24 protein-coding genes are annotated in these 26,930 nt (G+C 34.0%); 8 read left to right on the top strand and 16 right to left on the bottom strand.

The window, feature by feature from the left end; all coding sequences use genetic code 11:
- The first annotated feature begins 19 nt into the window (after positions 1-19).
- The 4 genes from FPB0191_RS09830 (at position 20) to rraA (ending at position 3,958) form a co-directional block, all read left to right on the top strand.
- Positions 20-991, top strand: coding sequence for an HlyD family secretion protein (locus tag FPB0191_RS09830; protein WP_039105714.1), 972 nt, complete (start codon positions 20-22; stop codon positions 989-991).
- On the top strand, positions 973-2,121 hold the full coding sequence (locus FPB0191_RS09825; RefSeq protein ID WP_039105713.1) for an ABC transporter permease: 1,149 nt from the start codon (positions 973-975) through the stop codon (positions 2,119-2,121). The genes FPB0191_RS09830 and FPB0191_RS09825 overlap by 19 nt, the downstream gene beginning before the upstream one ends.
- On the top strand, positions 2,121-3,275 hold the full coding sequence (locus FPB0191_RS09820; protein ID WP_039105712.1) for an ABC transporter permease: 1,155 nt from the start codon (positions 2,121-2,123) through the stop codon (positions 3,273-3,275). Before FPB0191_RS09825 ends, FPB0191_RS09820 begins: the two co-directional genes overlap by 1 nt.
- Before the next feature lie 188 nt (positions 3,276-3,463).
- Positions 3,464-3,958, top strand: a complete 495-nt coding sequence (gene rraA, locus FPB0191_RS09815) for a ribonuclease E activity regulator RraA (protein WP_039105710.1) — start codon at positions 3,464-3,466, stop codon at positions 3,956-3,958.
- Between the two features lie 194 nt (positions 3,959-4,152).
- Here the strand turns inward: rraA and tuf are convergent, their stop codons facing one another.
- The 8 genes from tuf to FPB0191_RS09775 all read right to left on the bottom strand — a co-directional run bounded on the left by tuf (position 4,153) and on the right by FPB0191_RS09775 (position 13,770).
- Positions 4,153-5,337 (bottom strand): elongation factor Tu, encoded by a 1,185-nt coding sequence (tuf, locus tag FPB0191_RS09810; protein ID WP_039105709.1) that lies wholly within the window; start codon positions 5,335-5,337, stop codon positions 4,153-4,155.
- A gap of 70 nt (positions 5,338-5,407) precedes the next feature.
- Positions 5,408-7,510: an elongation factor G gene (gene fusA / locus FPB0191_RS09805; protein WP_039105708.1), complete on the bottom strand. Its 2,103-nt coding sequence runs from the start codon at positions 7,508-7,510 to the stop codon at positions 5,408-5,410.
- Positions 7,511-7,615: 105 nt separating this feature from the next.
- Complete coding sequence (gene rpsG / locus FPB0191_RS09800) at positions 7,616-8,086, bottom strand: 30S ribosomal protein S7 (RefSeq protein ID WP_039105706.1); 471 nt, start codon at positions 8,084-8,086, stop codon at positions 7,616-7,618.
- Between the two features lie 95 nt (positions 8,087-8,181).
- The gene (gene rpsL / locus FPB0191_RS09795; RefSeq protein ID WP_039105705.1) at positions 8,182-8,556 is read right to left on the bottom strand and encodes a 30S ribosomal protein S12; all 375 of its coding nucleotides are present in this window, start codon (positions 8,554-8,556) and stop codon (positions 8,182-8,184) included.
- Between the two features lie 325 nt (positions 8,557-8,881).
- Complete coding sequence (locus FPB0191_RS09790; RefSeq protein WP_039105703.1) at positions 8,882-10,213, bottom strand: NCS2 family permease; 1,332 nt, start codon at positions 10,211-10,213, stop codon at positions 8,882-8,884.
- Positions 10,214-10,318: 105 nt separating this feature from the next.
- Entirely contained in the window at positions 10,319-11,203 is an 885-nt protein-coding gene (locus FPB0191_RS09785) for an NAD-binding protein (RefSeq protein WP_039105702.1), read from the bottom strand.
- A 128-nt stretch (positions 11,204-11,331) separates the two neighbouring features.
- Positions 11,332-12,921 carry a TerC family protein gene (locus FPB0191_RS09780; RefSeq protein WP_039105700.1) on the bottom strand — a complete coding sequence of 530 codons (1,590 nt, stop codon included), beginning with the start codon at positions 12,919-12,921 and terminating at the stop codon, positions 11,332-11,334.
- Positions 12,922-13,434: 513 nt separating this feature from the next.
- A complete protein-coding gene (locus FPB0191_RS09775) occupies positions 13,435-13,770 on the bottom strand; it encodes a hypothetical protein (RefSeq protein WP_039105698.1) in 336 nt (111 codons plus the stop codon).
- Positions 13,771-13,963: 193 nt separating this feature from the next.
- On the opposite strand from FPB0191_RS09775, the gene FPB0191_RS09770 reads away from it, so the two are divergent.
- Positions 13,964-14,248 carry a pyrimidine/purine nucleoside phosphorylase gene (locus FPB0191_RS09770; RefSeq protein WP_039105697.1) on the top strand — a complete coding sequence of 95 codons (285 nt, stop codon included), beginning with the start codon at positions 13,964-13,966 and terminating at the stop codon, positions 14,246-14,248.
- A gap of 161 nt (positions 14,249-14,409) precedes the next feature.
- Here the strand turns inward: FPB0191_RS09770 and FPB0191_RS09765 are convergent, their stop codons facing one another.
- The 5 genes from FPB0191_RS09765 to rne form a co-directional block, all read right to left on the bottom strand.
- Complete coding sequence (locus tag FPB0191_RS09765; protein ID WP_039105696.1) at positions 14,410-15,222, bottom strand: peptide ABC transporter ATP-binding protein; 813 nt, start codon at positions 15,220-15,222, stop codon at positions 14,410-14,412.
- Entirely contained in the window at positions 15,219-16,223 is a 1,005-nt protein-coding gene (locus FPB0191_RS09760) for a peptide ABC transporter ATP-binding protein (RefSeq protein ID WP_039105694.1), read from the bottom strand. Before FPB0191_RS09760 ends, FPB0191_RS09765 begins: the two co-directional genes overlap by 4 nt.
- Before the next feature lie 2 nt (positions 16,224-16,225).
- Complete coding sequence (locus tag FPB0191_RS09755) at positions 16,226-17,110, bottom strand: ABC transporter permease subunit (protein ID WP_039105692.1); 885 nt, start codon at positions 17,108-17,110, stop codon at positions 16,226-16,228.
- Positions 17,103-18,044 (bottom strand): ABC transporter permease subunit, encoded by a 942-nt coding sequence (locus FPB0191_RS09750; protein ID WP_039105691.1) that lies wholly within the window; start codon positions 18,042-18,044, stop codon positions 17,103-17,105. Before FPB0191_RS09750 ends, FPB0191_RS09755 begins: the two co-directional genes overlap by 8 nt.
- Before the next feature lie 229 nt (positions 18,045-18,273).
- Entirely contained in the window at positions 18,274-20,988 is a 2,715-nt protein-coding gene (gene rne, locus FPB0191_RS09745) for a ribonuclease E (protein WP_039105689.1), read from the bottom strand.
- Between the two features lie 777 nt (positions 20,989-21,765).
- Here rne and moaA point away from each other — a divergent pair.
- Positions 21,766-22,761, top strand: coding sequence for a GTP 3',8-cyclase MoaA (gene moaA, locus FPB0191_RS09740; RefSeq protein WP_039105688.1), 996 nt, complete (start codon positions 21,766-21,768; stop codon positions 22,759-22,761).
- 73 nt (positions 22,762-22,834) lie between these two features.
- Here the strand turns inward: moaA and gluQRS are convergent, their stop codons facing one another.
- The 3 genes from gluQRS to folK all read right to left on the bottom strand — a co-directional run bounded on the left by gluQRS (position 22,835) and on the right by folK (position 24,984).
- Positions 22,835-23,719, bottom strand: a complete 885-nt coding sequence (gluQRS, locus tag FPB0191_RS09735) for a tRNA glutamyl-Q(34) synthetase GluQRS (protein ID WP_039105687.1) — start codon at positions 23,717-23,719, stop codon at positions 22,835-22,837.
- A gap of 68 nt (positions 23,720-23,787) precedes the next feature.
- Positions 23,788-24,243 (bottom strand): RNA polymerase-binding protein DksA, encoded by a 456-nt coding sequence (gene dksA / locus FPB0191_RS09730; protein WP_039105686.1) that lies wholly within the window; start codon positions 24,241-24,243, stop codon positions 23,788-23,790.
- 261 nt (positions 24,244-24,504) lie between these two features.
- On the bottom strand, positions 24,505-24,984 hold the full coding sequence (folK, locus tag FPB0191_RS09725; RefSeq protein WP_039105685.1) for a 2-amino-4-hydroxy-6-hydroxymethyldihydropteridine diphosphokinase: 480 nt from the start codon (positions 24,982-24,984) through the stop codon (positions 24,505-24,507).
- Positions 24,985-25,242: 258 nt separating this feature from the next.
- Here folK and FPB0191_RS09720 point away from each other — a divergent pair, with 258 nt between their 5' ends.
- Both FPB0191_RS09720 and FPB0191_RS09715 read left to right on the top strand, forming a co-directional pair.
- Positions 25,243-25,995, top strand: coding sequence for an SDR family NAD(P)-dependent oxidoreductase (locus FPB0191_RS09720; RefSeq protein ID WP_039105684.1), 753 nt, complete (start codon positions 25,243-25,245; stop codon positions 25,993-25,995).
- 279 nt (positions 25,996-26,274) lie between these two features.
- Positions 26,275-26,604, top strand: a complete 330-nt coding sequence (locus tag FPB0191_RS09715; protein ID WP_039105683.1) for a hypothetical protein — start codon at positions 26,275-26,277, stop codon at positions 26,602-26,604.
- Positions 26,605-26,930 lie beyond the last annotated feature (326 nt).

The raw sequence follows: 26,930 nt of genomic DNA, 5'->3' as shown, positions 1-26,930 counted from the left end.
CTAATCGTGTTATTTAATTATGAATAAAAGGGTATTTTTTGTTATTTTATTTGTTGTGGTGACAATATCCATGACAATTCTAATACGATCACATAACAGTGATTTAATATTACAAGGTGAAGTTGATGCTCCTAATATTAACTTATCTTCGAAAGCAAGAGGGAGAGTGGAGACTATTCACGTTAATCGTGGCGATGATGTCAAATCAGGGGATGTCCTAATTACGTTAGATAGCCCCGAATTACTTTCACAAGTAAAAGCTGCACAGGCTGAACGTGATCAGGCAAAAGCACAGCTTGAGTTGTCTTTACATGGAACTCGAGAAGAAAGTATACGTTACTATGAAGCATTGTTACAGCAAGCTAAAGCCACATATGATAATGCATTAAAAGATTATCAAAGAAACTTAGCGGTATCAAGCAAGGGGTATATATCCCAATCAGTATTAGATAATTCCTTAAAAGCGCGTGATGCCGCTTATCAACAAGTTAATTCAGCTCAAGCAAACTTGGATCAAGCATTGAACGGTGATCGTTTAGAACAAAGACAAATATATGAAGCCAGATTACAACAAGCGGAAGAGCAATTAAAACAATTAACGATTCAATATGATGATTTAATTGTTAAATCACCTATTGATGGCGAAGTAGGAGCTATTCCTGCCGAAGTCGGTGAGTTATTTAATGCTACAAGTCCATTATTGACAGTAGTTCAATTATCTAAAGCCTATTTTGTGTTTAACATCCGTGAAAATATCTTAGCGAATATTCATAAAGGCGATCATGTGATGCTAACTGTCCCAGCATTGGGGAATGATAAGATAGAGACTGAAGTTAGATATATAGCACAAATGGGGGACTATGCAACAAAAAGAGCAACTCGCGCGACAGGTGACTTTGATTTAAAAACTTTCGAAATTCGGTTGTATCCAACTAAACCGATCAAAAATTTACGTGCTGGTATGAGTTGTTTATGGACTTTAGAGAATTAACGATTGATTTTTTAAAGCGATTTAAAATTGCATTTAACGATGAAATGCAATCGATCTTCAAACGGTTTACCCACCACTGGTTGTTGTGGATTCTACCATTAATGATATTTATATTAATTGGAAGTATCTTTTCTAAAGGGGTATTATACGATTTACCAGTAGGCGTGGTTGATCAGGATAAAAGTATATTATCTAAACAAATCATCCGTGATCTTAACGCTGGTGCTCATGCCGATATTATCAATTTTGATATTTCAATTAATGAAGCTGAAAAAGCACTGGCAAGAGCTAAGATCTATGCGCTGTTGTACATTCCGCCAAATTTCGAAGCCGATGTCCTTGCTGGGCGTCAACCTACGCCTATATTTTATTATAATGCTTTATTTTATAGTGCTGGATTATACTCAATTATGGATTATTCGGGATTAATTGCCCAATTTAATAGTCAATTGAGAAGTGTATTAGCAGCTAAAGCTGGCGTTGCTATACCTAAGTTAGCTCAAGCGAATCTTAACTATGATGGCTTATTTAATGCTAGTGGTAATTCTATGTACTTCCAACAGTTTTCAGCACTAGTACATATAATTCAACTTTTTGTTGTCGCATTAACTATTCATATTTTAGGTCGATTACCAAACAGAACTAGACCAAGTTATCCATTTGTTTTAGGGAAATTAGCACCTTATACTTTATGGTATACAATGTTGCTTATATTCGAGATTGCACTTCTGGTGCTATATTCCCAAGCAAGAGTATCAGGCAATCCGTTTTATATGCTAATTGTTGGACTTTTTTATGTCATGGCGGCTCAAAGCCTTGGTATTTTATTGTTTACTTTTACTCGTTCAACAATTGATGCTTATTCATTTATAGGTTTATTAGTGGGCTTAGCATTAACTTATTCTGGCGTAGTTGTACCTGAATTATCCATGCCTTGGATTGCGAGAGTTATATCTTCAATTGAGCCTTTAACTTATGCTTTGAATAAATTATTTGATCTCTTCCTACGCCATGCGAGTTTTAGGTCAGTGTTAAAAACCTGCGCTATATTATCTATTTATCCAATTATTATTACGTTATTAGTTAGGAAACGACTAGTTAAACGCTTAAATCAAGAGGGAACCATCTAATGTTACAATTATATTGGAGTTCTTTCAAACGTATAACTTTAAGATTTCTTGCTGAACCAAAATGGCTTTTACTCCTTATTTCAGTAATATTAATGAGTTTAGTTTACCTCAACGGTTCTATTAATAATTTACCGGTTGCAGTCGTTGATTTGGATCATACATCGTCTAGTCGTGAGTTGATTCGAGCGTTAGATACAACATCTAAAGCAAATATAATACTCTATGAAAGCTCACTTGAAGCTTATCAAGATATTAATGATAGAAAATTATTTGCGGTGATTACAATTCCTCGTGATTATGAAAAACGGTTATTAAGAGGTGAGGCGATAACTATTCCAGCTTATGGCGATGCTTCAAGTCGATTAGCCAATGGTATGATTCAACAAGATTTTAAATCAATTTACCAACAATTTTTGAGTCGTTATAATTCAGATTTAATGCGTAATAGTGGATTATCGACTGAGCAAGTTAACATTATTTTGATGCCGATTAAAAGTCAAATCGATCCATTATATAATGCCGGAATAAGTTTTGCCGCTATAACCTTTCCTGGCTTATTAGTCATGCTGTTACAACATTCATTATTAATTGTTTCAACTAGAACAAATATTGGATTAAGTTCTTTACCCCAAGGAAAACCACCTGCAATAGTTTTTTTAGGTAGTTTATCTGCCTTAATTCCTATTTGGCTATTTCTGTCTATTATTTTATTTGGTTTATGGCCTTGGCTTTTAGGCTACCGGCAATTAGCCACATTGCCACAGATAATTTTAATGACATTCCCTTTTTTACTGGCTGTAATGGGGTTAGCAAAATTGTTAACTGAAAGTCTTAGAAAGGTGGAAATGATATATTTAACCCTATCATTCATCACGACACCTGTATTTTATCTTTCAGGTACTATTTGGCCACTTGAAGCCATGCCAAATTGGGTGAAATGCATTGCTAAATTATTACCATCGACTTGGGCAAGTAATATGATTGCAAGTGTGAATCAAATGGGTTTAGCTATTTCTGATAATTTATTCAATTTATTTATGTTGCTTGTATTAGGCGGTTTTTACGCTGCTTTAGGGATATTCATATCTGCAGTTAGAGATGGAAGTGCCCGTGAATTTTTCAAAAGACATTCTATTAAGCATTTTTTTAAATAATTAATATCTTGATGACTATTATTCATTATAGTGCTTTAATAAATATCTCAGATATGCAAAATATGAATTATATTCTGAGATTTTTTGATTTAGTTCATATTTAAAAAACAATTACAATTGTTTTTTACTATCGATGTCTATTTGGCATTATACTAAAACTTATTAACAGTTATTAAAGGAGAATTTATATGGATTTTGATACCTCAATATTATGTGATTATTATCCTGAAGATATCAATGTTGTTGAACCTTTATTTACTAACTTTGGTGGCATTTCTTCTTTTTCCGGTCAAGTGATAACCGTTAAATGTTTCGAAGACAATGGTCTGCTTTATGAGTTATTACAAAGTAATGGTTCAGGTAAAGTCTTAGTTATTGATGGTGGAGGCTCTGTTAGAAGAGCACTTATTGACGCAGAATTAGTTGATATAGCTGTGCAAAATAATTGGGCTGGTATTATCGTTAATGGTGCTGTTCGACAAGTTGATTATTTGGCAGAGGCTGAAATCGGTATCCAAGCTTTGGCCGCTATTCCTGTTGGTGCAGAAGATCAGGGATTAGGTGAAACACATATTCGGGTAAATTTCGGTGGGGTGACATTTTTTACTGATGACTTCGTTTATGCGGATAATACCGGTATTATCTTATCAGAAATTGCTTTATCAATTGACGAAGAAGAATAATATTCATTTCCTTATTAATTGTAGATACATTTAGCATCTATATTTATCATCATTCCAGTATTTTTGTACTGGTTTTTTTTATGTAATTGATAATTTCATTGGGGCGAAAAGTCATTCTTTTATCGAGAATAGCACGCAATAAAAAAGACCGCATTATACGGTCTTTCAATAAATTGTTATGATTTATTAAGTAATTACTTAATAACTCGAGCAACCACACCAGCACCAACAGTACGACCACCTTCACGGATAGCAAAACGTAAGCCTTCTGCCATCGCGATTGGGTGAATTAATGATACTGTCATCTTAATGTTATCACCTGGCATTACCATCTCTACACCTTCTGGTAATTCGATAGTACCTGTTACGTCAGTTGTACGGAAGTAGAACTGTGGACGGTAACCTTTGAAGAATGGAGTATGACGACCACCTTCATCTTTACTTAAGATATACACTTCTGATTCAAAATCTGTATGTGGAGTGATTGAACCTGGTTTCGCTAATACTTGACCACGTTCGATTTCTTCACGTTTTGTACCACGTAGTAATACACCAACGTTTTCACCTGCACGGCCTTCGTCTAGTAATTTACGGAACATTTCTACACCAGTACAAGTCGTTTTTGTTGTCGGTTTGATACCAACAATTTCAACTTCTTCACCAACTTTGATTACACCACGCTCTACACGACCTGTTACTACTGTACCACGTCCTGAGATTGAGAATACGTCTTCAATTGGTAATAAGAATGGTTTATCAATGTCACGCTCTGGTTCTGGAATGTAGCTATCTAATGCTTCTGCTAATTCAACAATTTTGTCTTCCCATGCTGCATCGCCTTCTAACGCTTTAAGCGCTGAACCACGAATTACTGGTGTATCATCACCTGGGAAATCGTATTGAGATAGAAGTTCACGTACTTCCATTTCTACTAATTCTAATAATTCTTCATCATCTACCATATCGCATTTGTTTAAGAATACGATGATGTAAGGTACACCTACTTGACGACCTAAAAGAATGTGTTCACGAGTTTGTGGCATTGGACCATCTGTCGCTGCTACTACTAGAATAGCTCCGTCCATTTGTGCCGCACCAGTGATCATGTTTTTAACATAGTCAGCATGGCCCGGGCAGTCTACGTGTGCGTAGTGACGAGTTGGTGTATCATATTCAACGTGTGAAGTATTGATGGTGATACCACGTGCTTTTTCTTCTGGTGCATTATCGATTTGATCGAATGCACGTGCTTGACCACCGTATTTCTTAGCAAGTACAGAAGTGATCGCTGCAGTTAAAGTTGTTTTACCATGGTCAACGTGGCCGATTGTACCTACGTTAACATGGGGTTTTGTACGTTCAAATTTTTCTTTAGACATCTTAATGTTCCTTTATTAAACCACTTCCCTTCTATTTATAAGGGAAGTGTTACTTTATTTATATAAATAATTATTTCGCTTTACGAGCTTCAATAATTGCTGTTGCAATATTTGTTGGTGCTTCATTATACTTCAAGAACTCCATAGAGTATGAAGCACGACCTTGCGTTTGTGAACGAAGATCAGTTGCATAACCAAACATTTCTGAAAGTGGAACTTGTGCACGAACTGTTTTACCAGTAGCAGTATCTTCCATTCCTTCAATCATACCACGACGACGGTTCAAGTCACCGATAACATCGCCCATATAATCTTCAGGAGTTTCAACTTCTACTTTCATGATTGGTTCTAAAAGAACTGGTTTAGCTTTCATGAAGCCGTCTTTAAACGCCATAGAACCGGCAATTTTAAATGCCATTTCTGATGAGTCGACATCATGGAAAGAACCATCAAAGATAGTAACTTCAACATCAACAATAGGATAACCCGCAAGAACACCATTTTTCATTTGTTCTTGACAGCCTTTATCTACTGCTGGAATGTATTCTTTAGGAACCACACCACCAACGATTTCATTATTGAATTTGTAGCCTTCGCCACCCGCTTCCAATGGTTTGATTTTTAACCATACATGACCATATTGACCACGACCACCAGACTGACGAACAAATTTACCTTCTTGTTCAACTTCATTGCGAATGGTTTCACGATAAGCTACTTGAGGTTTACCTACATTAGCTTCAACTTTAAATTCACGTTTCATACGGTCAACGATGATTTCTAAGTGAAGTTCACCCATACCAGAAATAATAGTTTGACCTGATTCTTCGTCTGTATGCACACGGAAAGATGGATCTTCTTGTGCTAGACGACCTAAAGCAAGACCCATTTTCTCTTGGTCAGCTTTAGTTTTTGGTTCAACCGCAACAGAAATTACAGGTTCTGGGAATTCCATTCTTTCAAGGATAATTGGTGCGCTTTCTGCACAAAGCGTATCACCTGTAGTGACATCTTTAAGACCGATTGCTGCAGCAATATCACCAGCGCGAACTTCTTTGATTTCTTCACGCTTATTAGCATGCATCTGAACGATACGACCAAAACGTTCTTTTTTATCTTTAACAGAGTTAAGAACGGTATCACCAGAGTTAACTACACCAGAATAAACACGGAAGAATGTCAAGTTACCAACAAATGGGTCGGTTGCAATTTTAAATGCAAGCGCAGAGAATGGCTCATCATCACTTGAATGACGTTCAGCTGCTTCACCATTTTGCAATTCACCATTAATTGCTGGAACATCAGTTGGTGCTGGTAGGAATTCAACTACAGCATCAAGCATGAATTGAACACCTTTATTTTTAAAGGCACTACCACAGGTAACTAGGATGATTTCGTTGTCAAGTACACGTTGACGTAATGCACCTTTAACTTCTTCTTCTGTTAAATCTTCACCACCAAGATATTTTTCCATTAACTCTTCGCTAGCTTCAGCAGCTGCTTCAATCAAGTTAGCACGATATTCTTCAACTTGATCAACCATATCTGCAGGAACATCTTCATAAGTGAATGTAACACCTTGATCAGCATCATTCCAGTTAATTGCTTTGCGTTTAAGTAGATCTACAACACCGGTAAATTTCTCTTCAGCACCGATTGGTAATACTAAAGGAACAGGAACGGCTGCTAAACGTGTTTTAATTTGATCAACAACACGTAAGAAGTTAGCACCCATACGGTCCATTTTATTTACAAATGCAATACGTGGAACTTTATACTTGTTTGCTTGACGCCATACCGTTTCAGATTGTGGTTGAACGCCACCAACTGCACAGTAAACCATTACTGCACCATCAAGTACACGCATAGAACGTTCTACTTCGATTGTGAAGTCAACGTGTCCCGGGGTGTCGATGATATTAATTCGATGTGGTTCAAACTGTTGACCCATACCAGACCAGAATGCAGTTGTTGCAGCAGAAGTGATAGTGATACCACGTTCTTGTTCTTGTTCCATCCAGTCCATGGTCGCTGCACCATCATGAACTTCACCAATTTTGTGACTTACACCAGTATAAAACAAAATACGTTCTGTCGTTGTTGTTTTACCTGCGTCAATATGTGCACTAATACCGATATTGCGGTAGCGTGCTATAGGGGTTGTACGAGCCATATTAATCCTCTATTTAGAATCGTTTGCTTAATAAAATATCTTTCGGTTGACTGATAGCAATTGGGCTACCAGTCTTATTTCAAGCGACTTATAAAAGCGCTCAAATTACCAACGATAGTGTGCAAACGCTCTATTAGCTTCAGCCATACGGTGAACGTCTTCGCGTTTCTTAACAGCAGTACCTTTGTTTTCAAAAGCATCCATTAATTCATTCGCAAGGCGTAAAGCCATTGATTTATCACCACGTTTACGGGCAGCTTCTACAATCCAACGCATTGCAAGCGCATTACGACGTACCGGGCGGACTTCAACAGGTACTTGATATGTAGAACCACCAACACGGCGAGACTTAACTTCTACAGTTGGTTTTACGTTATCTAATGCAATTTCAAAAGCAGCTAAATGATCTTTACCGCTGCGTTCTGCAAGCGTATCAAGAGCTGAATATACGATTGATTCTGCGACAGATTTTTTACCATCTATCATTAAAATATTTACAAATTTAGCTAGTAATTCTGAACTGAACTTTGGATCAGGTAGAATTTTTCTTTGACCAGCAATACGACGACGTGGCATGGATTACTCCGTTTTTAAAAAATTTTTCAGGTTTACCCAAAACTCAAATGAGTTAAATGGAATTATATAGTTTGGCCTTACTTAACGGATAACCATTAAGCTTTAGGTCTTTTAACGCCGTATTTAGAACGGGCTTGTTTACGATCTTTAACACCAGCACAGTCTAGCGCTCCACGAACAGTGTGATAACGCACACCCGGCAAGTCTTTAACACGACCACCACGGATTAGAATAACTGAGTGCTCTTGTAGGTTGTGACCTTCACCACCGATATATGAAGTTACTTCAAAACCGTTAGTTAAACGTACACGACATACTTTACGTAATGCAGAGTTAGGTTTTTTAGGTGTAGTAGTGTAAACACGAGTACAAACACCTCTTTTTTGCGGGCATGCTTCAAGTGCAGGAACGTTACTTTTTGCTTCCTTTAGCGCTCTTGGTTTGCGTACCAGCTGATTAATTGTTGCCATTAATAAGCTCCTGATTTATTTAAAAATAATTAAAACTACTTTTTTAGATACGTAAAAACAATTGTACCCAGAATACTGTAAGATATAGTATTTGGGTCGCAAGATTCTAGTCCTGATAAACGATAATGTCAAGTTTTTGCTTTTTTATGCGTGTCAAAATAAATAGCAAAATTATTTAGTGATGTCGATAAGGTAGATTGAAATTAGGGCTGATATTTTTTTATGCAAAAACTATTTTTAAAGTTCAATTTTAAAGAGATGTTTCACATTCCTATCATATTTTGAAAGGCAGGGCTATCCTGCCTTATATCTTTTAAACTAAGTATTAATGGCCGATAAAAATGAATTTTAAAATAAATAAAATTGCGACAGCGATTACACAGATATTCAGATCTTTAAATTTCCCTGTAAATAATTTAAGGATAACATAAGAAATAAATCCGAGAGCTACACCTTCTGTAATAGCAAAGGCAAATGGCATCATTAATGCAGTAATGAAAGCGGGAGTAGCTTCCGTTAAGTCGTGCCAATTAACTTTCACCAAGCTTGATACCATCAAAATACCAACAAAAATTAATGCACCTGATGTTGCATAATTTGGCACGAGATGTGCAAGTGGTGATAAGAAAATAACAACTAAAAATAAAAGTCCAACTACCACAGAGGTTAAACCAGTACGACCGCCAACGGAAACACCGGCAGTACTTTCGATATAAGTTAGAACAGATGATGTACCAAATAAACCACCTAATGAAGAGCTAAAACTATCAACTAATAATGCTTGTCGCATTTTAGGAAAACGCCCTTTTTCATCAGCAATGCCAGCCTTATCAGTTACTGCCAATATGGTTCCAGAAGAATCAAATAAACTAACAATCATAACTGAGAAGATGACCCCCATAATTCCCACATTCAGTGATCCAGCAAGGTCAATATGCCCAACAACACTAGTAATATCAGGTGGCATAGATACAATGCCATTATAGTGAATATTTGGATCTAGCCAAAGCGCTAATAGGGTAACAATAATAATGGAGACAAGTACGGCTGCGTGAAAATTACGAGCAGCGAGGATAATGATAATAAAAAATCCTAATGAACCGAGTAAAACATTTAGGGATGAAATGTCGCCTATTGTTAATAATGTAGCCGGTGAGTAAACTACTATTCCCATATTTTGAAAGCCCATAAAGGCAATAAATAAACCAATACCTGCGCTGATTCCAATTCTTAAACAGTGTGGAATATTAGAAATAAGCCAATAACGAATTTTGAACAATGATAATAGGAAGAAAATTAGGGATCCCCAGAAGATTGCCCCCATACCGACTTGCCAAGAATAGCCCATGCTGACACAAATTCCATAGGCAAAAAATGCATTGAGTCCCATAGCAGGCGCTAAAGCTATAGGTAAGTTAGCGGCAAATCCCATTAAAATACTGGCAAATGCGGTAACTAAGCAAGTTAAAACAAAAACAGCATTTTGGTCCATTCCTGCTGCAGAAAGGATCGCTGGATTAACGAAGATAATATATACCATTGTTAAAAAGGTGGTAAATCCGGCTATACATTCTGTACCAACTGTCGTTTTTTTTGCACGTAATTGAAAAATTCTTTCAAATAAAGAATGTGGATTATTTGATTGAGGATTAGTCATATAAAAACCTAATTTAAATTAAATGAAAATAATTCGACCGAAATACGAAAGCATGTAGTAAGGCCGGTTTGTTATTCGATTGAACTGTCATAACCGCTCGATTAATTAGCATAAATTTATATATTTATTTTGTGTATTTTTCCCTTTTTTTTCTTCATCCTTATTTTGCCTATTGGAAGTGATATTCATTAAATCTAGAATGCGTTCCGGAATCTCTTGTCTGCCCGTAATAAGCTCTTTTAAATCGTGTCCGACAATATGTTCAACTTGATCATCATTAAAGGTGGAAACATAAATTCCTAGATCAGCTTTAGTTACTCTAGCGAGAGAATAAATTTCCTTGGACTTATAACAGAGGATTAACCATATAGCGGTTTTTGGTTGAGCAATCCCGAGTATCTCGGATTTATCGGTATCGCTTAATATCGCAACAATATTATTAAGATGGCGTTGTTCAATAAAAGTGAATGAATTGCTAATGGCAACGAATGCAATACCTTGCTTTTTAAGTTGAGAAGCAATAGTTCTACCTAAACATCCATAACCGACTAAAATCGCATAATTTTTAAAATTATCTGAATCAAGTTGGTTAATTACCGCAATAGAATCAATAATTGTTTTGGTTTTGGATAAGAAACGTTTTGCCAAATCAAAAACAATAGGATTAATAACGATTGAGATAATAATCCCTGCAAGAATTAAGCTGTATTCATTATCGGGAAATACTTCTAGTGTTTTAGCAAATGCAGCTAATATAAAGGCAAACTCACCTACTTGAACAGGACGAGCAAGAATTGTTAAAGCTGTTTGCTTTGTATTGCCAAATAGTCTGAATTTAAAGTGGGTAATAATGGGTTTATCAAAAATAGTACCTGTAATGAGATAACCCACTAAGGGTGAAATGCGTAATTGATTAGTCCACATTCTTAATATAGCAGATAGAACAATACCACTTATCATTGCCACAAGTAATGGGCTAGTGCTATGCATTGTTCAACTCACTTTAAATAAAATAACAAAGCGGGTATTCTAACGTATTTTTATTTTATTTGTTTAAATATTTTGAAATTTTTCTGAATATTACAACTTTTTTATAAAATAGGGGGCTAACCCCCTAATTATGATGAAGTGGGATTTTTTGCATGATCAACATGACAAATTTTGACTCGAACAATACGATGGCTATCAATTTCCAAGATCTCAAATAAATAATCATCTAATTTAATAATTTCACCAACACTAGGTATATGCTGTGATTTTTCCATTAACAATCCTGCTAATGTATGGTACTCACGGCGATCATCTAATTCAATTGGCACAAACCGGATCAATTCTTCAAGTGGAATATAACCATTAGCAATCCAACAATTTTCGCCCTGACTCTGTATATCATGTTTAGCATCAACTTCATCATTTTCTGTTGGGAAATCACCGGCAATTGTTTCCATTACATCGTTTACCGATACAATACCTTGCATAGAACCAAATTCATCAACCACAAATGCGAAATGAGTTTTTCCATTTTTAAATTGTTCTAATGCGGTTAATAATGAAATTGTCTCGGGGAAAATAAGCGGTTGTTTAATTAACTTAGTTATAGAGAAATTTTGTTGATTATTTAATATTTCTTTAACTAAATCATTAACCTGTATAATCCCTAATGGTTCATCAATTGAGGCATCATCAGTCACTATTAATCGATTATGTTGGTTTTCATTAATTTCATGCAATATATTTTCACGTGTATCATTAATATTAATCATGCTGATATTTTGCCGAGATGTCATAATACTACTAACAGATCTTTGTGCTAACCCAAGTACACGTTCCACCATACTTAATTCTTGGGCATTAAATGCATCAGCATTCTTACCCGCTTCGGCAACAGAATCGTTAGTTATATTATTATTTTCCTCGTCTTCGGTATCACCTTTCAGTAAATTAAGTATTGCTTCGGCCGTACGTTGTCTTAATGGTTTGGTATTAAGAAATTTACGTCGATTAAAAATAGCAATTTGATTAAAGAATTCAATGAGGATTGAAAAACCAATAGCAGCATATAAATAACCTTTTGGAATTACAAAACCAAATCCTTCCGCAACGAGGCTAAAACCAATCATTAATAAGAAGCTTAAGCACAGAATAACAATAGTTGGATGGCTATTTACAAAGTAGGCTAATGGTTTACTTGCTAACATCATCACTAACATGGCAATACAAACAGCTGCAATCATAATTGGGATATGTTCCACAATACCTACTGCAGTGATAACGGAATCCAACGAAAATACCGCATCAAGTACAACGATTTGTGCAACTACAGTCCAAAAATGAGATGTCTTTTTTTGCCGTTCATTTTCGTGACTAGAACCTTCCAGACGTTCATTAAGCTCCATTGTGGCTTTGAATAATAAAAATAAGCCACCAACGAGCATAATCAATTGACGTGCATTAAAGCTAATGCCCAAGCTCTCGAAATAAAAAAGAGGTGCGGTTAAAGTCACCAACCAACCAGTAAACATTAATAAAACGATACGCATAATTAATGCGAATGATAAACCGGTAATGCGCGCATGATCGCGTTTTTCGGGTGGAACTTTTTCAGTAAGAATGGCAATGAAAATAATATTATCAATACCAAGAACAATTTCAAGAACAATTAATGTCGAAAGACCAATCCAAACCGTTGGATCCATCATCCATTCCATAAAGCGAGTGGTTACCTTTAAGTTAAACAGCACATGCTGCAGTCAGTAATTTTGGACGGTTTTGTTAATTAAATCAATCATAATTTATATTAACAGTTAAATTATTTAGTTTAATTAACAACAATCTTCACGAATCTGAATGGGTTAAAATAAAAAATAAACAAGAGAACTTGAATCGTAACATATCAAATTAAAATAAGTTTTTGTATTAAAATGTCGACATTAATCCTTTAAATAAAACTAGCTTTATAAAATTATTGAAACAAATAATTATAAATAAACGTGAAGAACTTCATAATTTTGATAAATTGAAACCTATTCTTGCGATCAAAACTATTAAATAAAAAAAGCTAATAGTTGTGACCATGCAATCCCAAGAAGGTTCTCTAAACACGATTAGATCATGGTAATAAATACTGAAATAGAAGATGAGATCTTTTACCTAGCTAAGCCACAACTATTATTTTATATATAATTATAAAAATTCACTTTTCACTTTAAAATTATTATTTTTTAATTACATTTTCCAGCTGCTTTAGTAAGAGCATTACATTGTGCTGTTTGAGGTAAAGATGATTTTCCATCTGTAGGTGAACACACTACATCACTTGTTGTAACAAGAACTGTCGAATAATAGCATTGATAAACTTTCTTTTTATATGTCGCATTAAACTTAACTGAGTCAAAATCCTTGCTGATATTAGAAATAGTAACATTATCAGCCGTAGTTCCTAAAGCAAAAGCAGTTTTTTCTTTAATGCTATTATCAGAACGAACAGCACCATCTATTATGCCACATCCAGTTAATACTAAAGTTAATAAGCTAGATATTAAAATTTTATGTCTCATTTTATTTCCTTTGTAATTTATTTCATTGTTGAAATAGTATGCAAATATAACAAAATTCCAAGTAACTAACAATAAAATCCCTACTAATTTTATTTATGAAATCAAATAATTAATTTTTATGATAACGATTATCGAAATTTTATAATAATGAGTATACTAGTAATTCTATGCAATCATTTGGCAGGAAAATCTAATGTTAACAGTTAATGAATACTTTAATGGTAAGGTGAAATCTATTCGATTCAAAAATGCAAATACAGGTGATTCTAGTATTGGTGTTATGATGCCTGGAGAATATATTTTCAGCACCAATAAACCGGAAGAAATTATGATAATTTCCGGTTCTTTTAAAGTATTGTTGCCTTCAGCAAAGGATTGGCAAATTTTAGAGGCTGGACAAATTTTTCATGTTCAAGGAAAAAATGAATTTAGTGTTGAAGTTGTTGAACCCACGGCTTATCTTTGCCGATATCTATAGTTATTTTTAACTGTATCGTCAATATTTCAAAGATGACCTACAATAAGCGATGCATAATTAAAATACATCGCTTAAACAAATTTATTCTAATTACAATATTAAATTGTCAATGACGAATGAACTCAAATCATAAACAAGTTTGATTATTTATTAGTGATATATTAGAAAGCGCGTGTATCTGTTCGCCAAGTATCGGCAGTGAGTGCTTCACCAAAATAACTGTGTACTAATTTTTGGGTAATATCACTTAGTGGTGATGCAAGTACTTCCGCTGTATTACCACTTTCAACAACTTCTCCTTTATGCATAACAAGAATTTGATCACTGATATGTTTCATCATACCTATATCTTGAGTAACATAAACGTACGAAATGTTATGCTCTTGTTGAAGCGATAACATTAAATTAATAATTTGTGATCTCATTGAGATATCTAAAGCCGTTAATGCTTCATCAAAAATAATTACCTTTGGTTTAAGTATCAATGCTCTTGCAAGTGCCACACGTTGCTTTTGACCTACTGCCATTACGGATGGGTAATAATTAGCATGTTCTGCAGACAAACCAACGTGTTTTAATACTTCATAAATAAGTTGCTCACGTTGATTAGCATTAAGTTGAGTATTTTGTTTAAGAGGTATTTCTAATATTTTGCCAATTTTTAGACGAGGATCAAATGCACTATCAGTATTTTGGAAAATCATACGAATAAGCTGACATCGGGTTTGATAATCACCATATTCTAATTTCTGATCTTCAACCCAAATATCGCCATTATCAGGTTTTATCATCCCAACTATCATTTTAGCTAATGTTGATTTCCCAGAACCATTTTCACCAATGATAGCTAATGTTTTGCCTTCATTAAGCGAAAAAGAAACAGGTTTAACCGCATCAATATACAGATGACCGAATAACCCTTTAGGTATAGCAAAACGTTTTGATAAATTACGGACTTTTAATACGGGATTCATGGTTTATTATCCTGTAATTCAATATTGAGTGGATAATGGCATGCAACTGCATGATCCTTAAGTGCAATAAGTGCCGGTGTTTCTATGCATTTTTTTTGTGCATATGGGCAACGTGGACCTAATCGACAGCCGATTGGTAGATGTTCTAGGGGAGGGATGACTCCGGCTAAGGTATTTAATGGACTTTTATGTGCAATTGCTTTACCGAAATCAGGAATTGCAAAAATTAGAGCTTGGGTGTAAGGGTGATAGGGCTTTTTAATCAGTTCTTCGCTGTTTGCTACTTCAACTGTTTGCCCACAGTATAATACATTAATACGATCAGTCCATCGAGTCACCATTTGTAGATCATGACTAATTAACAAAATTGTTGTGCCTGAATTTTGATTTAAACTCGCCAATAAGCGGAAAATCTGGGCTTCGGTTGTTGATTCCATCGCATTAGTAGGTTCATCAGCGATGAGTAACTTAGGTTGATTAGCTAGCGCAGTTGCAATCATCACTTTTTGACACTCACCCTCAGTTAGCTCATAAGGATAAGAATTCATAATGTCTTTATGTTCTTTGATCCCAACACGATGTAATAACTCAATCGCGCGATTTTTACGCCAAAAGAGTCTTTGCCAAAAATGACCTTTAAAAGTCCATGAAGGAATGGATTGAACAAGTAACCGACCAATTTTCATATTAGGGTCAAGGCACGATTGGGGCTCTTGGAAAATCATAGATATATTAGCACTGATTACTTTTCGTCGTTGTTTTTCGCTTAGTTTAAGCAAATCTATACCATTAAAATGAAAGCGATCTGCTGTGATCAACCAGTTCTTATTAGTTACGCCCAATATGGCTTTAGCAATCAAACTTTTTCCAGAACCTGATTCTCCAACCAAACCTCTGATTTCGCCTTCATTCAATTTGAGATTGACACGGTCGACTGCACGCAATAACCCTTTTGGCGTGATAAATTCGATAGTCAGATTACGAATATCTAATAATGCCATATCTAATTCTCAGTTTTTTTAGTTAATATTAACGTAATACCTAAATTAAAGAATTGAATCATTAAAATAGTAAAAACAATGACCATACCTGTTGCAAAAAATCCCCAAAAGTTATAATCAATGATCGGTAACATATTATTCATCATAATCCCCAAATCAGGGGTACTAAGACCATTACACCCAAAGCCGAGAAAGGTTAATACAGTTAAAGCTAAAATAATATGGCTAAATAAATTAGCAATTTCTGTCAAATAAGCAGGTAAAATATTCGGGAAAATATAGATATTGACGATTTTAACGGTGGGTATTCCATCTAGGCGATGGGCCGAAATATAGGTTTTTTGCCACTCTTGCATAATTTGCTGATCAACATTATGGACAAAACGAGGCAAATAAGCTAGCCCAATAATCATTAGCGTTGCCCAGATATCATTGTCCCAAAGGGAGGCAACAATAATAGCACTTAACATAGGAGGAAACGAAATCATAACTCTAAATAGCATAGATATTAATGATCGTAAAGGAGAAATAAAAAAGAGAATATAATTAACAATAGCACCGAGTATGACTACAAATGTAGTGGTAGCTAACGTTAAAATTATCGAAGATTTGAATGCTAACAGTAAAAAATTAAAAATATCTCGACCTTGATCATCGGTACCAAGAATATGGTTAATATCGCTGTTATTTTCCCAAGCCGGTAATAAGTGATGCTCATAAATAGGTGCCATATCGGCATGAAATAACCAATGAATTGAGTAACAAATAAACACTATGGCAAAAATACCATAACTACCTATTATCATATAGATATTACTATGGATAGCATTTTTAATGCCAAAGATTCCTTCGGCAATTCCATTAAGTCTATATTTGAAATTATTCATATATTGTCCTTGATTGTGGTGAGTAGATTAAAACAACCAAGATTTCACTTAATAACGTTAATAAGCTGATAATAATACCACAACATAATAATGTTAAAGCAATAATGCTATAATCTTGTTTATAAAAACCAGATAATAACCAAGTCCCTACACCAGCACGATTCAATAGAATTTCTATTACCATTATGGAAAATAATAAGGTTGTGATGTTGTAAGTTAATTGTGGGATAATTTCAGGTATCGCATTAGGAAGTAAATGCCTAAATAATACCTTTAGTGAAGAATTTTCTCTAATATTAGCAACCTTAATATAATTTTTATTTGCGATTAGATTTACTCGCTCACTTACTATTTGAATCGTAATAATACAAGGCTGTATAGTTAAAATTAATGCTGGAAGAAATAGAGGTTTAAAATGATCGACTAGCATTGCTAATTTATTACTATTAGTTGCTGAGAATATATCTAATAACGAAGAATTGCTAATAGTTTTTGTATAATCTGTATGTTGTACAAAATGCCAATCAATAGATGCTACCCAAATGATTAAAATAGCAATCCAAATCAAAGGACTAGCATAAAGTATCCAGGAAATTAAACGTAAAAAATGAGAGAATTTGCTGTTATCTGATAGACCAGAAATAATTCCAATTGGAAAACCGATCAGAGTAGCACAAATAATGGCTAATAATCCAAGTTCAAAGCTAGGTAATAAAATCTGATGTAAGATTTCGTATACATTTTTTTGAAATAATGGTAAAGCAAACGATTGATAACTGAATAATTGGTAATAAAAATCGTAATATGATTGATAAAAGCTAAGATGGCTAATGGGGCTATTTGGTGAAAAATAAACAATACTTACACTTATCAATGTTAATATGAATAACAAGATTAAAAATGAAAACAATTTTTTTATGATATAAATTAGCATTATCTATCTCTTCAATAGGACGCAAAACGGTTAATTATCTATTCTTATTCAAGTGTTATTTATCAATTAAACTATAAGAAACAATAAGATATTATAACTATAATCCTTTTTTTATTGAAGTTATATAAACTCTACCAAGTATGGTGGGTAGATTAAGTGAATTTAGCTTATAAGTAACCAAAATAAAGGAAATTTGGTGTGGAAAACTCCACACCAATATTGTTACGAGTTAATGGTTAGGTTTAGTCGCGTGTGAAAAAGCATGATTTTGAGCACTTAATCCACCCGCTTTACCTTTACCAATATATTGATAATCAGACTCATCACGATGTTGAATTGTCAATGATAAAGGATCCTGATTTGCATTTGGCGCTGGTGCTTTTTTCGTTAATGACGAAGAGAAACCTACAATTTTGCGTACTGCAATGTCATTATAATTAGTTATTTTATCCTCAAGGTCAGTCACTAGAACGGGTTGTTTATTTACTGTTTCGCTCTTAGTTTCTTTAATTAAAGGTGTCTCATTTTCATTTGTTTTGTCCAATATTATTGGAAGTAATAACGTCGGAATAATTGCAGTTAATTTCTGATTATTAATTTCCGTTGTTGATTTCGTTGTTTCTTTTTTAACACTTAATTTATTATTGACCTGTTGATAATCAATGAAAACCCTACTTAATGCCAATTCAGGTGAATAGACTGCCATAGCTAACGGCATAGGAGATGTTGTTTGTGTGACATTTCTGGTACGTTTGCGACGTTGACCATTCAATCTTAAATGACGAGATGTCTTACGAGTTCGTCGGTTAAATTGATTGACGACTTCATCAGTAGTATTTTTCTGATTTGGTAAATTATTTATTAATACCGGTTGCAAAATCAACGCAATCATAGGAACTGTTTCGAGGGATTCAGACACTATAGTATTGTTAGGTAATTCAGTTCGATCGTCGCGGGTAACCCTTACTTTTTTTGTTAATTGCCGTTGTTGACGTCTTAATTTTACTTCAGCTTTAGGTTGTTGTGTAACTTCCATAGTTGTACTAGCAGGATTTACCGTTGCTGGTACGGAAGGTTTATTATTTGTACGTGAACGATGACTATTTCTAGGCTCTTTCTCTTTAGTCTCTAACGTAGTAGTGTTACTTCGAGCGTTATGACGTCGAGCATTAGGTGCACGTTTAGAATTTCGTCCCTTATTTGTTGCTTCAACTTTAGTTGGTGTTTCTTTAGGTATTTCAATTTTTGATTTTGTAACAAATAAAGAACCAATTTTTTTAATTAATGAACTGAAAATTCCTGTCTTTTCAGATGATTTCATTTCAATTTTAGTCTTATTAATCTCAGGATTTAATTCAACTTTTACACCTGACAAAATCGCTTCTTCAGGAACAGACTCAATAATTTGCTCTTCTTCTTCTTCCTCTAATTCTCGAATTAGTTTCGGAAGGTTATAACTCAATACGTCAGTTTCTTCACCATTACGTTTACGAATAACTTTGTAAAGCGGCGTTTCCATTTCACTATCTGCCGCGATAACAATTTTTATATTTGGATAATTTTTTTCAATGTTTGTAATAGCTCGACGTTTTTCATTGAGTAAATAACTTGCAATAGCAACAGGAACAATTACTTCAATTTGCGCCGTGTTTTCTTTCATTGCTTCTTCTTGAATCAGGCGAAGAATTGATAGAGAGAGAGAATTATTATCACGAATGGTTCCTGTACCCTGACAACGTGGACAAATATGATGTGTTGCCTCACGTAAAGATGGGCTTAGTCGTTGTCGTGACATCTCAAGTAATCCAAAACGGGAAATTCTGATGGTTTGAATTCTAGCTCGATCTGACTTCATGGCTTTTTTCAAACGATTTTCTACTTCACGTTGATTACGGATAGGTGTCATGTCAATAAAATCAATAACAATTAAACCACCGAGATCACGAAGGCGTAATTGGCGTGCTATTTCATCAGCTGCTTCTAAATTAGTATTGAATGCAGTTTCTTCTATATCGCTGCCTTTGATTGACTTTGCCGAGTTAATATCAATCGCAGTTAGGGCTTCAGTGGTATCAATAACAATTGACCCACCAGATGGTAATCGTACTTCACGTTGGAAAGCCGATTCAATTTGTCCTTCAATTTGGAAATGACTAAATAGTGAAATTTCGCCAGTATAAAGTTTTAATTTATCTAAATATTCTACACGACCTAAATCGACTAAACGTTTTTTAGCGGTTTCTAGTACTTTTTGGTTATCAATTAGAATTTCGCCGATATCATCACGCAAATAATCCCTGAAAGCACGCGTTATGACATCACTTTCTTTGTGGATTAGGCTTGGAGCAGGATGATTTTCAGCTTCAATTTGGATCGCATTCCAGTAAGCGATAAGGGCATCAAGATCTTGTTGAAGTTCTTCTTGTGATTTGCCAACCCCAGCTGTACGCGCAATGATTCCCATACCTTCTGGTTTTTCAAGAGCATCAATATTTCGGATTAAATCTGCACGCTCTTCACCTTCTATACGTCTTGAAATGCCACCAGCTCGAGAGTCATTTGGCATTAATACTAAATAACTACCAGCAAGGCTTATATAAGTTGTAAGTGCAGCACCTTTTTTCCCTCTAATCTCTTTTTCAATCTGGATCAGAACTTCTTGACCCTCTTGAAGATGTTTGATACTCCGACGCTCATTGATATCGCTAGGGAAGTAATTCTTTGCAATCTCCTTTAATGGAAGAAAGCCATCTCGCTCACCGCCATAAGAAACAAAAGCAGCCTCAAGACTAGGATTGATTTTGGTAATTGTGCCTTTATATATATTGGCTTTTTTTTGCTCATGACCAAGACTTTTTATGTCAAGATCATATAGACGTTGTCCATCCACAAGAGCAATACGCAACTCTTCTTGTTGCGTTGCATTAATTAACATTCTTTTCATTATTCTACACTCTGTGCTATTCAAAAGTCGCAGAATAAAGCAAACCAGAACAGAGAACTTATTTTAATTGCACTTTTCAAATATGTTATAAATCTGCACACTAAACATTCATTATTTTATTAATATTGTCGTTGTTATTATATTATGTGAATATTATGCTCTAAAATTATAAATACGGGCATTTTTATCATTATTATCAAACAACCCATATAGTCAAAATATGATATTTGTAATTTGAATTAAAAGCTCCATGCCTCATCAAGTTAGACCTGATTTACTTATCAATTCAATTGTACTATCTTTAAAATGTACTCTAGCCAATTTGTTATTCTACAAACTTCATGTGTTAATAAAATTTATTTAAATTCAATTAATTACTTATAATGTCTGATGCCATTGCCGCATTATAAGAAAATTATTCCAGATATATTATTATCATTTCAGGCATGGATAGCAAGAAAATTAAAATGTTTATGCTATTGCCTATGGGTATACTACATGAAAACGTTATTAAACCCTATTATTTTATTACAAATATACAAAGATTATCGCAATTTAGCGCATTTTAAATATTGATAATTGAGTGATTATCATTCAAATATGATAACAATATTTGAATATTCGCTATCATAACTAACTCGTCTATGGTAAGGTTGAACCAAAATAAAAAACGTCAAATATTCATTAATAAATTCGATTGATAAACTGCGTTTCACGTTATGATCATTGAAGTGCCAATATTTCTATTTTTGTTACCTATTTGGAAAGGTGTTTTTGATGCAAAATTCTTTGGCTGATTCATTATTAATTGATAATTATCAGCGGCGGTTTCAATATTTACGTTTGTCGCTAACCGAATTGTGTAATTTTCGTTGTCAATATTGTTTACCTGAAGGTTATGCTACCAATGGCCATCACAAGTTCTTGTCTCTAAAAGAAATCGATCACCTAGTTAAGACATTTAGTGATTTAGGAGTGAGAAAAATACGATTAACAGGTGGTGAACCCACATTAAGGCGCGATTTTACCGATATTCTTTCATTGATATCACAAAATAAGTCAATTGTGGAAATTGCATTGACTACTAACGGTAGTCGTTTGTTAAAACACATACCAGAATGGAAAAAAGCAGGGTTAACTTCTTTAAATGTCAGCATTGATAGTTTTGTACCGCATATTTTTCAAATGATAACAGGGGAAAATAAGTTACAACATATTATTGATGGTATCGATAAATCACTCAGTATCGGTATGAATAAGGTCAAAGTTAACACGGTGTTAATGAAAGGAATTAATGATAATTTAACACCATTTCTTAATTGGATTAAATATTATCCAATTGAATTGCGATTTATTGAACTAATGGAAACAGGAGAAGGGAGTGAACATTTTCGAAAATACCATTGTTCAGGAAGCGCTATGGAACAGCAATTAATTGAACAAGGTTGGCAATTGTTACCTTCTAAGCCATTAGCTGGTCCTGCTAAAGTTTATCATCATGACGATTTTATGGGTAAAATTGGTTTGATTATGCCTTATAGCAAGAATTTTTGTAATAATTGTAATAGATTAAGAGTTTCGTCAATGGGGAAATTACATTATTGTTTATTTGGTGATAGTGCTGTTGATTTACGAGATTTACTTCAACATGAATCACAATCTAATCTATTAAAGCAACGGATTCTAACAACATTAAAAATAAAACCACCTACCCATTATCTTCATCAGCATCAAACCGGCATTAATAATAATCTTGCTAGTATAGGAGGTTAGTAAACACTAACTCTTAATATTATTAGCCATGATCAGCTAAATTAAATTCACAATAATTAATTTAATTGTTTAATTATAATGAAGAAATGAGTTTATCGTTTTTTGGTATATCCTTAATTTGCCAGTGGTCTATCGCCCATTGTAATAATTGCTCTTGAGATGCATCTTGCCAATTATCTGGGATTGATTGACCTAAAAAACGTAAGGCATCTACAGTGAGTTGACGAACATTATTGGTGGAAATAGGTTGTGCATGATTTTGTTTTGATAATTTTCGTCGATCAGAATTCAAGGCTAATGGTAAATGATAATAATGTGGCACGGTAAAATTAAACAACTGATATAGAGAAAGTTGTTTAAACGTCACAGAAAGTAAATCTGCACCTCTGACAATTTCGGTCACACCTTGATAATGATCATCTATTACCACTGCTAAATTATAAGCAATTAATCCATCTTTTCGATAAATAATAAAATCTTCAGATGCATCATTTGACATGATAGTTTGTTTTCCTCGAATCCCATCAATAAAACTATCAATTGATGACGTCTGTTTGATTCTTACCGCCATTGGTTGCTGCGTTGTTGTTGATAATTGCAAATGACGGCAATGGTTATCATATGTATGATTAATTAAACCATGAATACGCTGGCGGGTACAGTTACAATAATAAGCTAATTTGTTTTTTAAAAGAGTATTAATAATATCTTGATATATCGTCAAGCGATTTGATTGATAAAGAACATCTCTGTCCCAATGTAACCCAAATTGTTCAAGAGTAAACAGAATTTTTTGTGCTGCGCCAACCACTTCGCGTGGGGGATCAATATCTTCGATTCTTACTAACCATTCCCCATTATTAGATTTTGCTTGTAGATAACTAGCAAGTGCAGTAATCAATGAGCCAAAATGTAATAACCCTGATGGGGATGGTGCAAAACGGCCAACATTACTCATAGCCAACACATAAATATATTAAATATGTTTATAAGATTATCCGCCAATATTATATTGACGGAATAATATTATATTCCCATTTGCTTTTCACGTAATTCAGCAAGCGTTTTACAGTCAATACAAAGATCAGCTGTTGGTCTTGCCTCTAAACGTTTAATGCCGATTTCAACACCACAAGAATCACAGAAACCGAAATCGTCATTCTCAATTTTTAATAAGGTTTTTTCGATTTTCTTTATCAATTTACGTTCCCGGTCACGCGCTCTAAGCTCTAGACTGAATTCCTCTTCTTGCGTTGCTCTATCAGCGGGATCAGGGAAATTAGCAGCCTCATCTTGCATATGAGTAACGGTTTTACCCATTTCACCACGAAGTTGTTTTAACCAAGTTTCAAGAATAAGACGAAAATGCTTCAGTTGCTTTGGATTCATATACTCTTCATCTTTAGCTTCTTGATAAGGCGTTAGACCCGCCATAGCTAATAGACTTAAGGAAGAAGTATTGATTTTTGGTTCCTTTGTCATCCCGATCTCCTACATAAGAAATTTAAAACGCTAAACTATATCAACAATTTTTGCTTTATCAAATCGTTTTTAACTATTTTTACTAAAAATAAAAATTAGTTTGTCTAGATTAATAGCAATCAATTAATTGTTAAAATGATGAAAAAATATTGTCATAACTCATTCTTGTCAGGAGGAGAAAGATAAAAAACGATGGATGTAAATAATTATCAATAAAATCAATAGGTTAATCTTATTGAATATAATTAAACCTATCTAGTTTCACCAAAACGTCATATTATTAATTGGCACTTTGTTAATTAGTATTTTTAAAGGAACTTGATTTGGCAAAATCAGATCGGGCGCAATATCAAATAATGGATAAAGAACAAATTCGCGATTATACATATCATAATGTGGAATAGTTAATTCTTCGCTCTGGATCACTTGGTTATCATATAACAGAATATCTAAATCTAGCGTTCTAGGTCCCCAACGATTTGCTTTTCTTACTCTCCCAAGATTTAATTCTATTGTTTGTAGAGCTTTCAGAAGTGCTAAGGGCGATAATTCAGAAATAATTTTAATTACAGCATTCAAATAGTCAGGTTGATCTTGTGGACCAAGAGGCTTACTGCGATAAAACGGTGAGATTTTGATAACACTAGTTTGCGGTATTTGCTCAATAGCTGCAATTGCATTTTCAGCCTGTTGTAACGGATCGCCTAAATTGGCACCTAAGGCCACATAAACGATAGCCATAAATTACTCCCATACTTCAAATATTAAATATGAATAGCTTAAATTAGAATTAATTGGTCGCCAAATATTATTTATTATGAAAATACTGTTCAAGCCAACACGTCAATAATTACCAATAATTTTATTTATGAGTAATGGTAAAACAGTAAATTTCTTATTAATAATGATGAGACCCATTTTGATGTAATTGGTTTAATTCATTTTATTATCAGCATATAATTAATCCACTATAAGCATAATTTTATTGGTGGTGTGATTATGAATACGGTATTAGTTACAGGGGCATCTTCAGGATTTGGCAAAGCGATTTGCCAAAAATTGATTGCAGATGGGTACAAGGTCATCGGTGCTGCTAGACGGGTAGATAAGTTGTCTGAACTTGCTAGACAACTCGACGATAATTTTCTTCCATTCCAATTAGATGTCACTAAAAAGGATGCAGTTGAAAATTTATTATTAAGTTTACCTGACAAATTCAAGCCAATTGATATTTTAATTAATAATGCAGGTTTAGCTTTAGGAATGGAACCTGCCTATGAAGCAAATTATGCTGATTGGGAAATAATGGTTAATACTAACATTATCGGATTGATGCATTTAACACGTATTATTTTGCCTGAAATGGTTAAACGTAATAGCGGTTATATAATCAATCTAGGATCAACTGCGGGTAACTATGCTTATCAAGGTGGTAATGTTTATGGTGCCACCAAAGCATTTGTTAAACAATTTAGTGCCAATTTACGGACCGATTTGTTAGGTAAAAAAATAAGAGTTACCAATATTGAGCCGGGATTATGTGGAAATACGGAATTTTCTAATGTTCGATTCCATGGTAATGGTAAACAAGCCGCCGCGGTCTATCAAGGTGTGGAATTTATTAAGCCTGAGGATATTGCTAATACTGTCTCATGGTTGGTAAATTCTCCCAAGCATTTTAATGTCAATAATATTGAAATTATGCCAACAGCCCAAGCATCAGGTGGATTAAAAGTCATAAAAAACATGTAATAATATAATAACTTGTTAATTAAAATTCAGTATAAGCTTAATCATAAAACCTATATATTAAAGATATTTTGATTTCTTATTCTGAATCGGATTTATTAACATTGCAGTGTAGCTGATTATTCTTAATTTGGTTGGCTATTAATTTTTACTGAATACTTTAGTAATCATAAATTATAGATGGTCATAAAAAATGACATTATAGTAATAAAATCCACTTGCACTTATGTTCAGTGATTGATATTCTTTTGTCATAAAAAAATAAATTGGGGTTTATGAATAATGACATTTACTGAGGTAGTTAATACATTTGCTGATAGCCTTCCTGGTACAGATTCTTATGTTAAATTGCGAAAGGCAATGCAAAAGTTAATTCATGAAGATCCTAATAATGCTTCAGTGTATTTCCTAATTTTTGGTTTTGCTCGCACTTATGTCATGTTATATGAAGATCAGGAAGTTTCCCCGCAATTTGCTGAAGATAATCAAAAATTAATGTTGTCTTATCTTAAGATATTGGATGAAGCATTGAAAAAAGCGGATGGAGCGTATTTATATCAAGCATTAAATCGTGTCATAAACGAATACGAGAATAGCAAAAAAGTATTTTAATCTACAGCCTGACTTTAAATGTCGGGCTGTTTTTTTTTCAACTTATAAGATTTAAAAGCAGGTTTTGGAAAATGATAACCACAATGATAATTAACATGATTATTATTACCTCTGGCACCATTAGTAACGGAGCGGGTTGATTTTTCCTTAAGAAAAACCTAACAACCCGCCAGAAAGCGGGTTTTTTTATATCTAAATTAGTTGGTTAGTGCGTTTTAATAATAATTGTCTATTTTTACTGGCGTTATAACACAAGGCAAAGCAGAGAGTTAATATTATGCAATAAGGCATAATCAAATAATTTTTTAACAAATACCCATTTAGTG

Source organism: Frischella perrara (assembly GCF_000807275.1).
GTDB classification, from domain to species: Bacteria; Pseudomonadota; Gammaproteobacteria; order Enterobacterales; family Orbaceae; genus Frischella; species Frischella perrara.
This window is presented reverse-complemented; position numbering and strand designations above follow the sequence as displayed.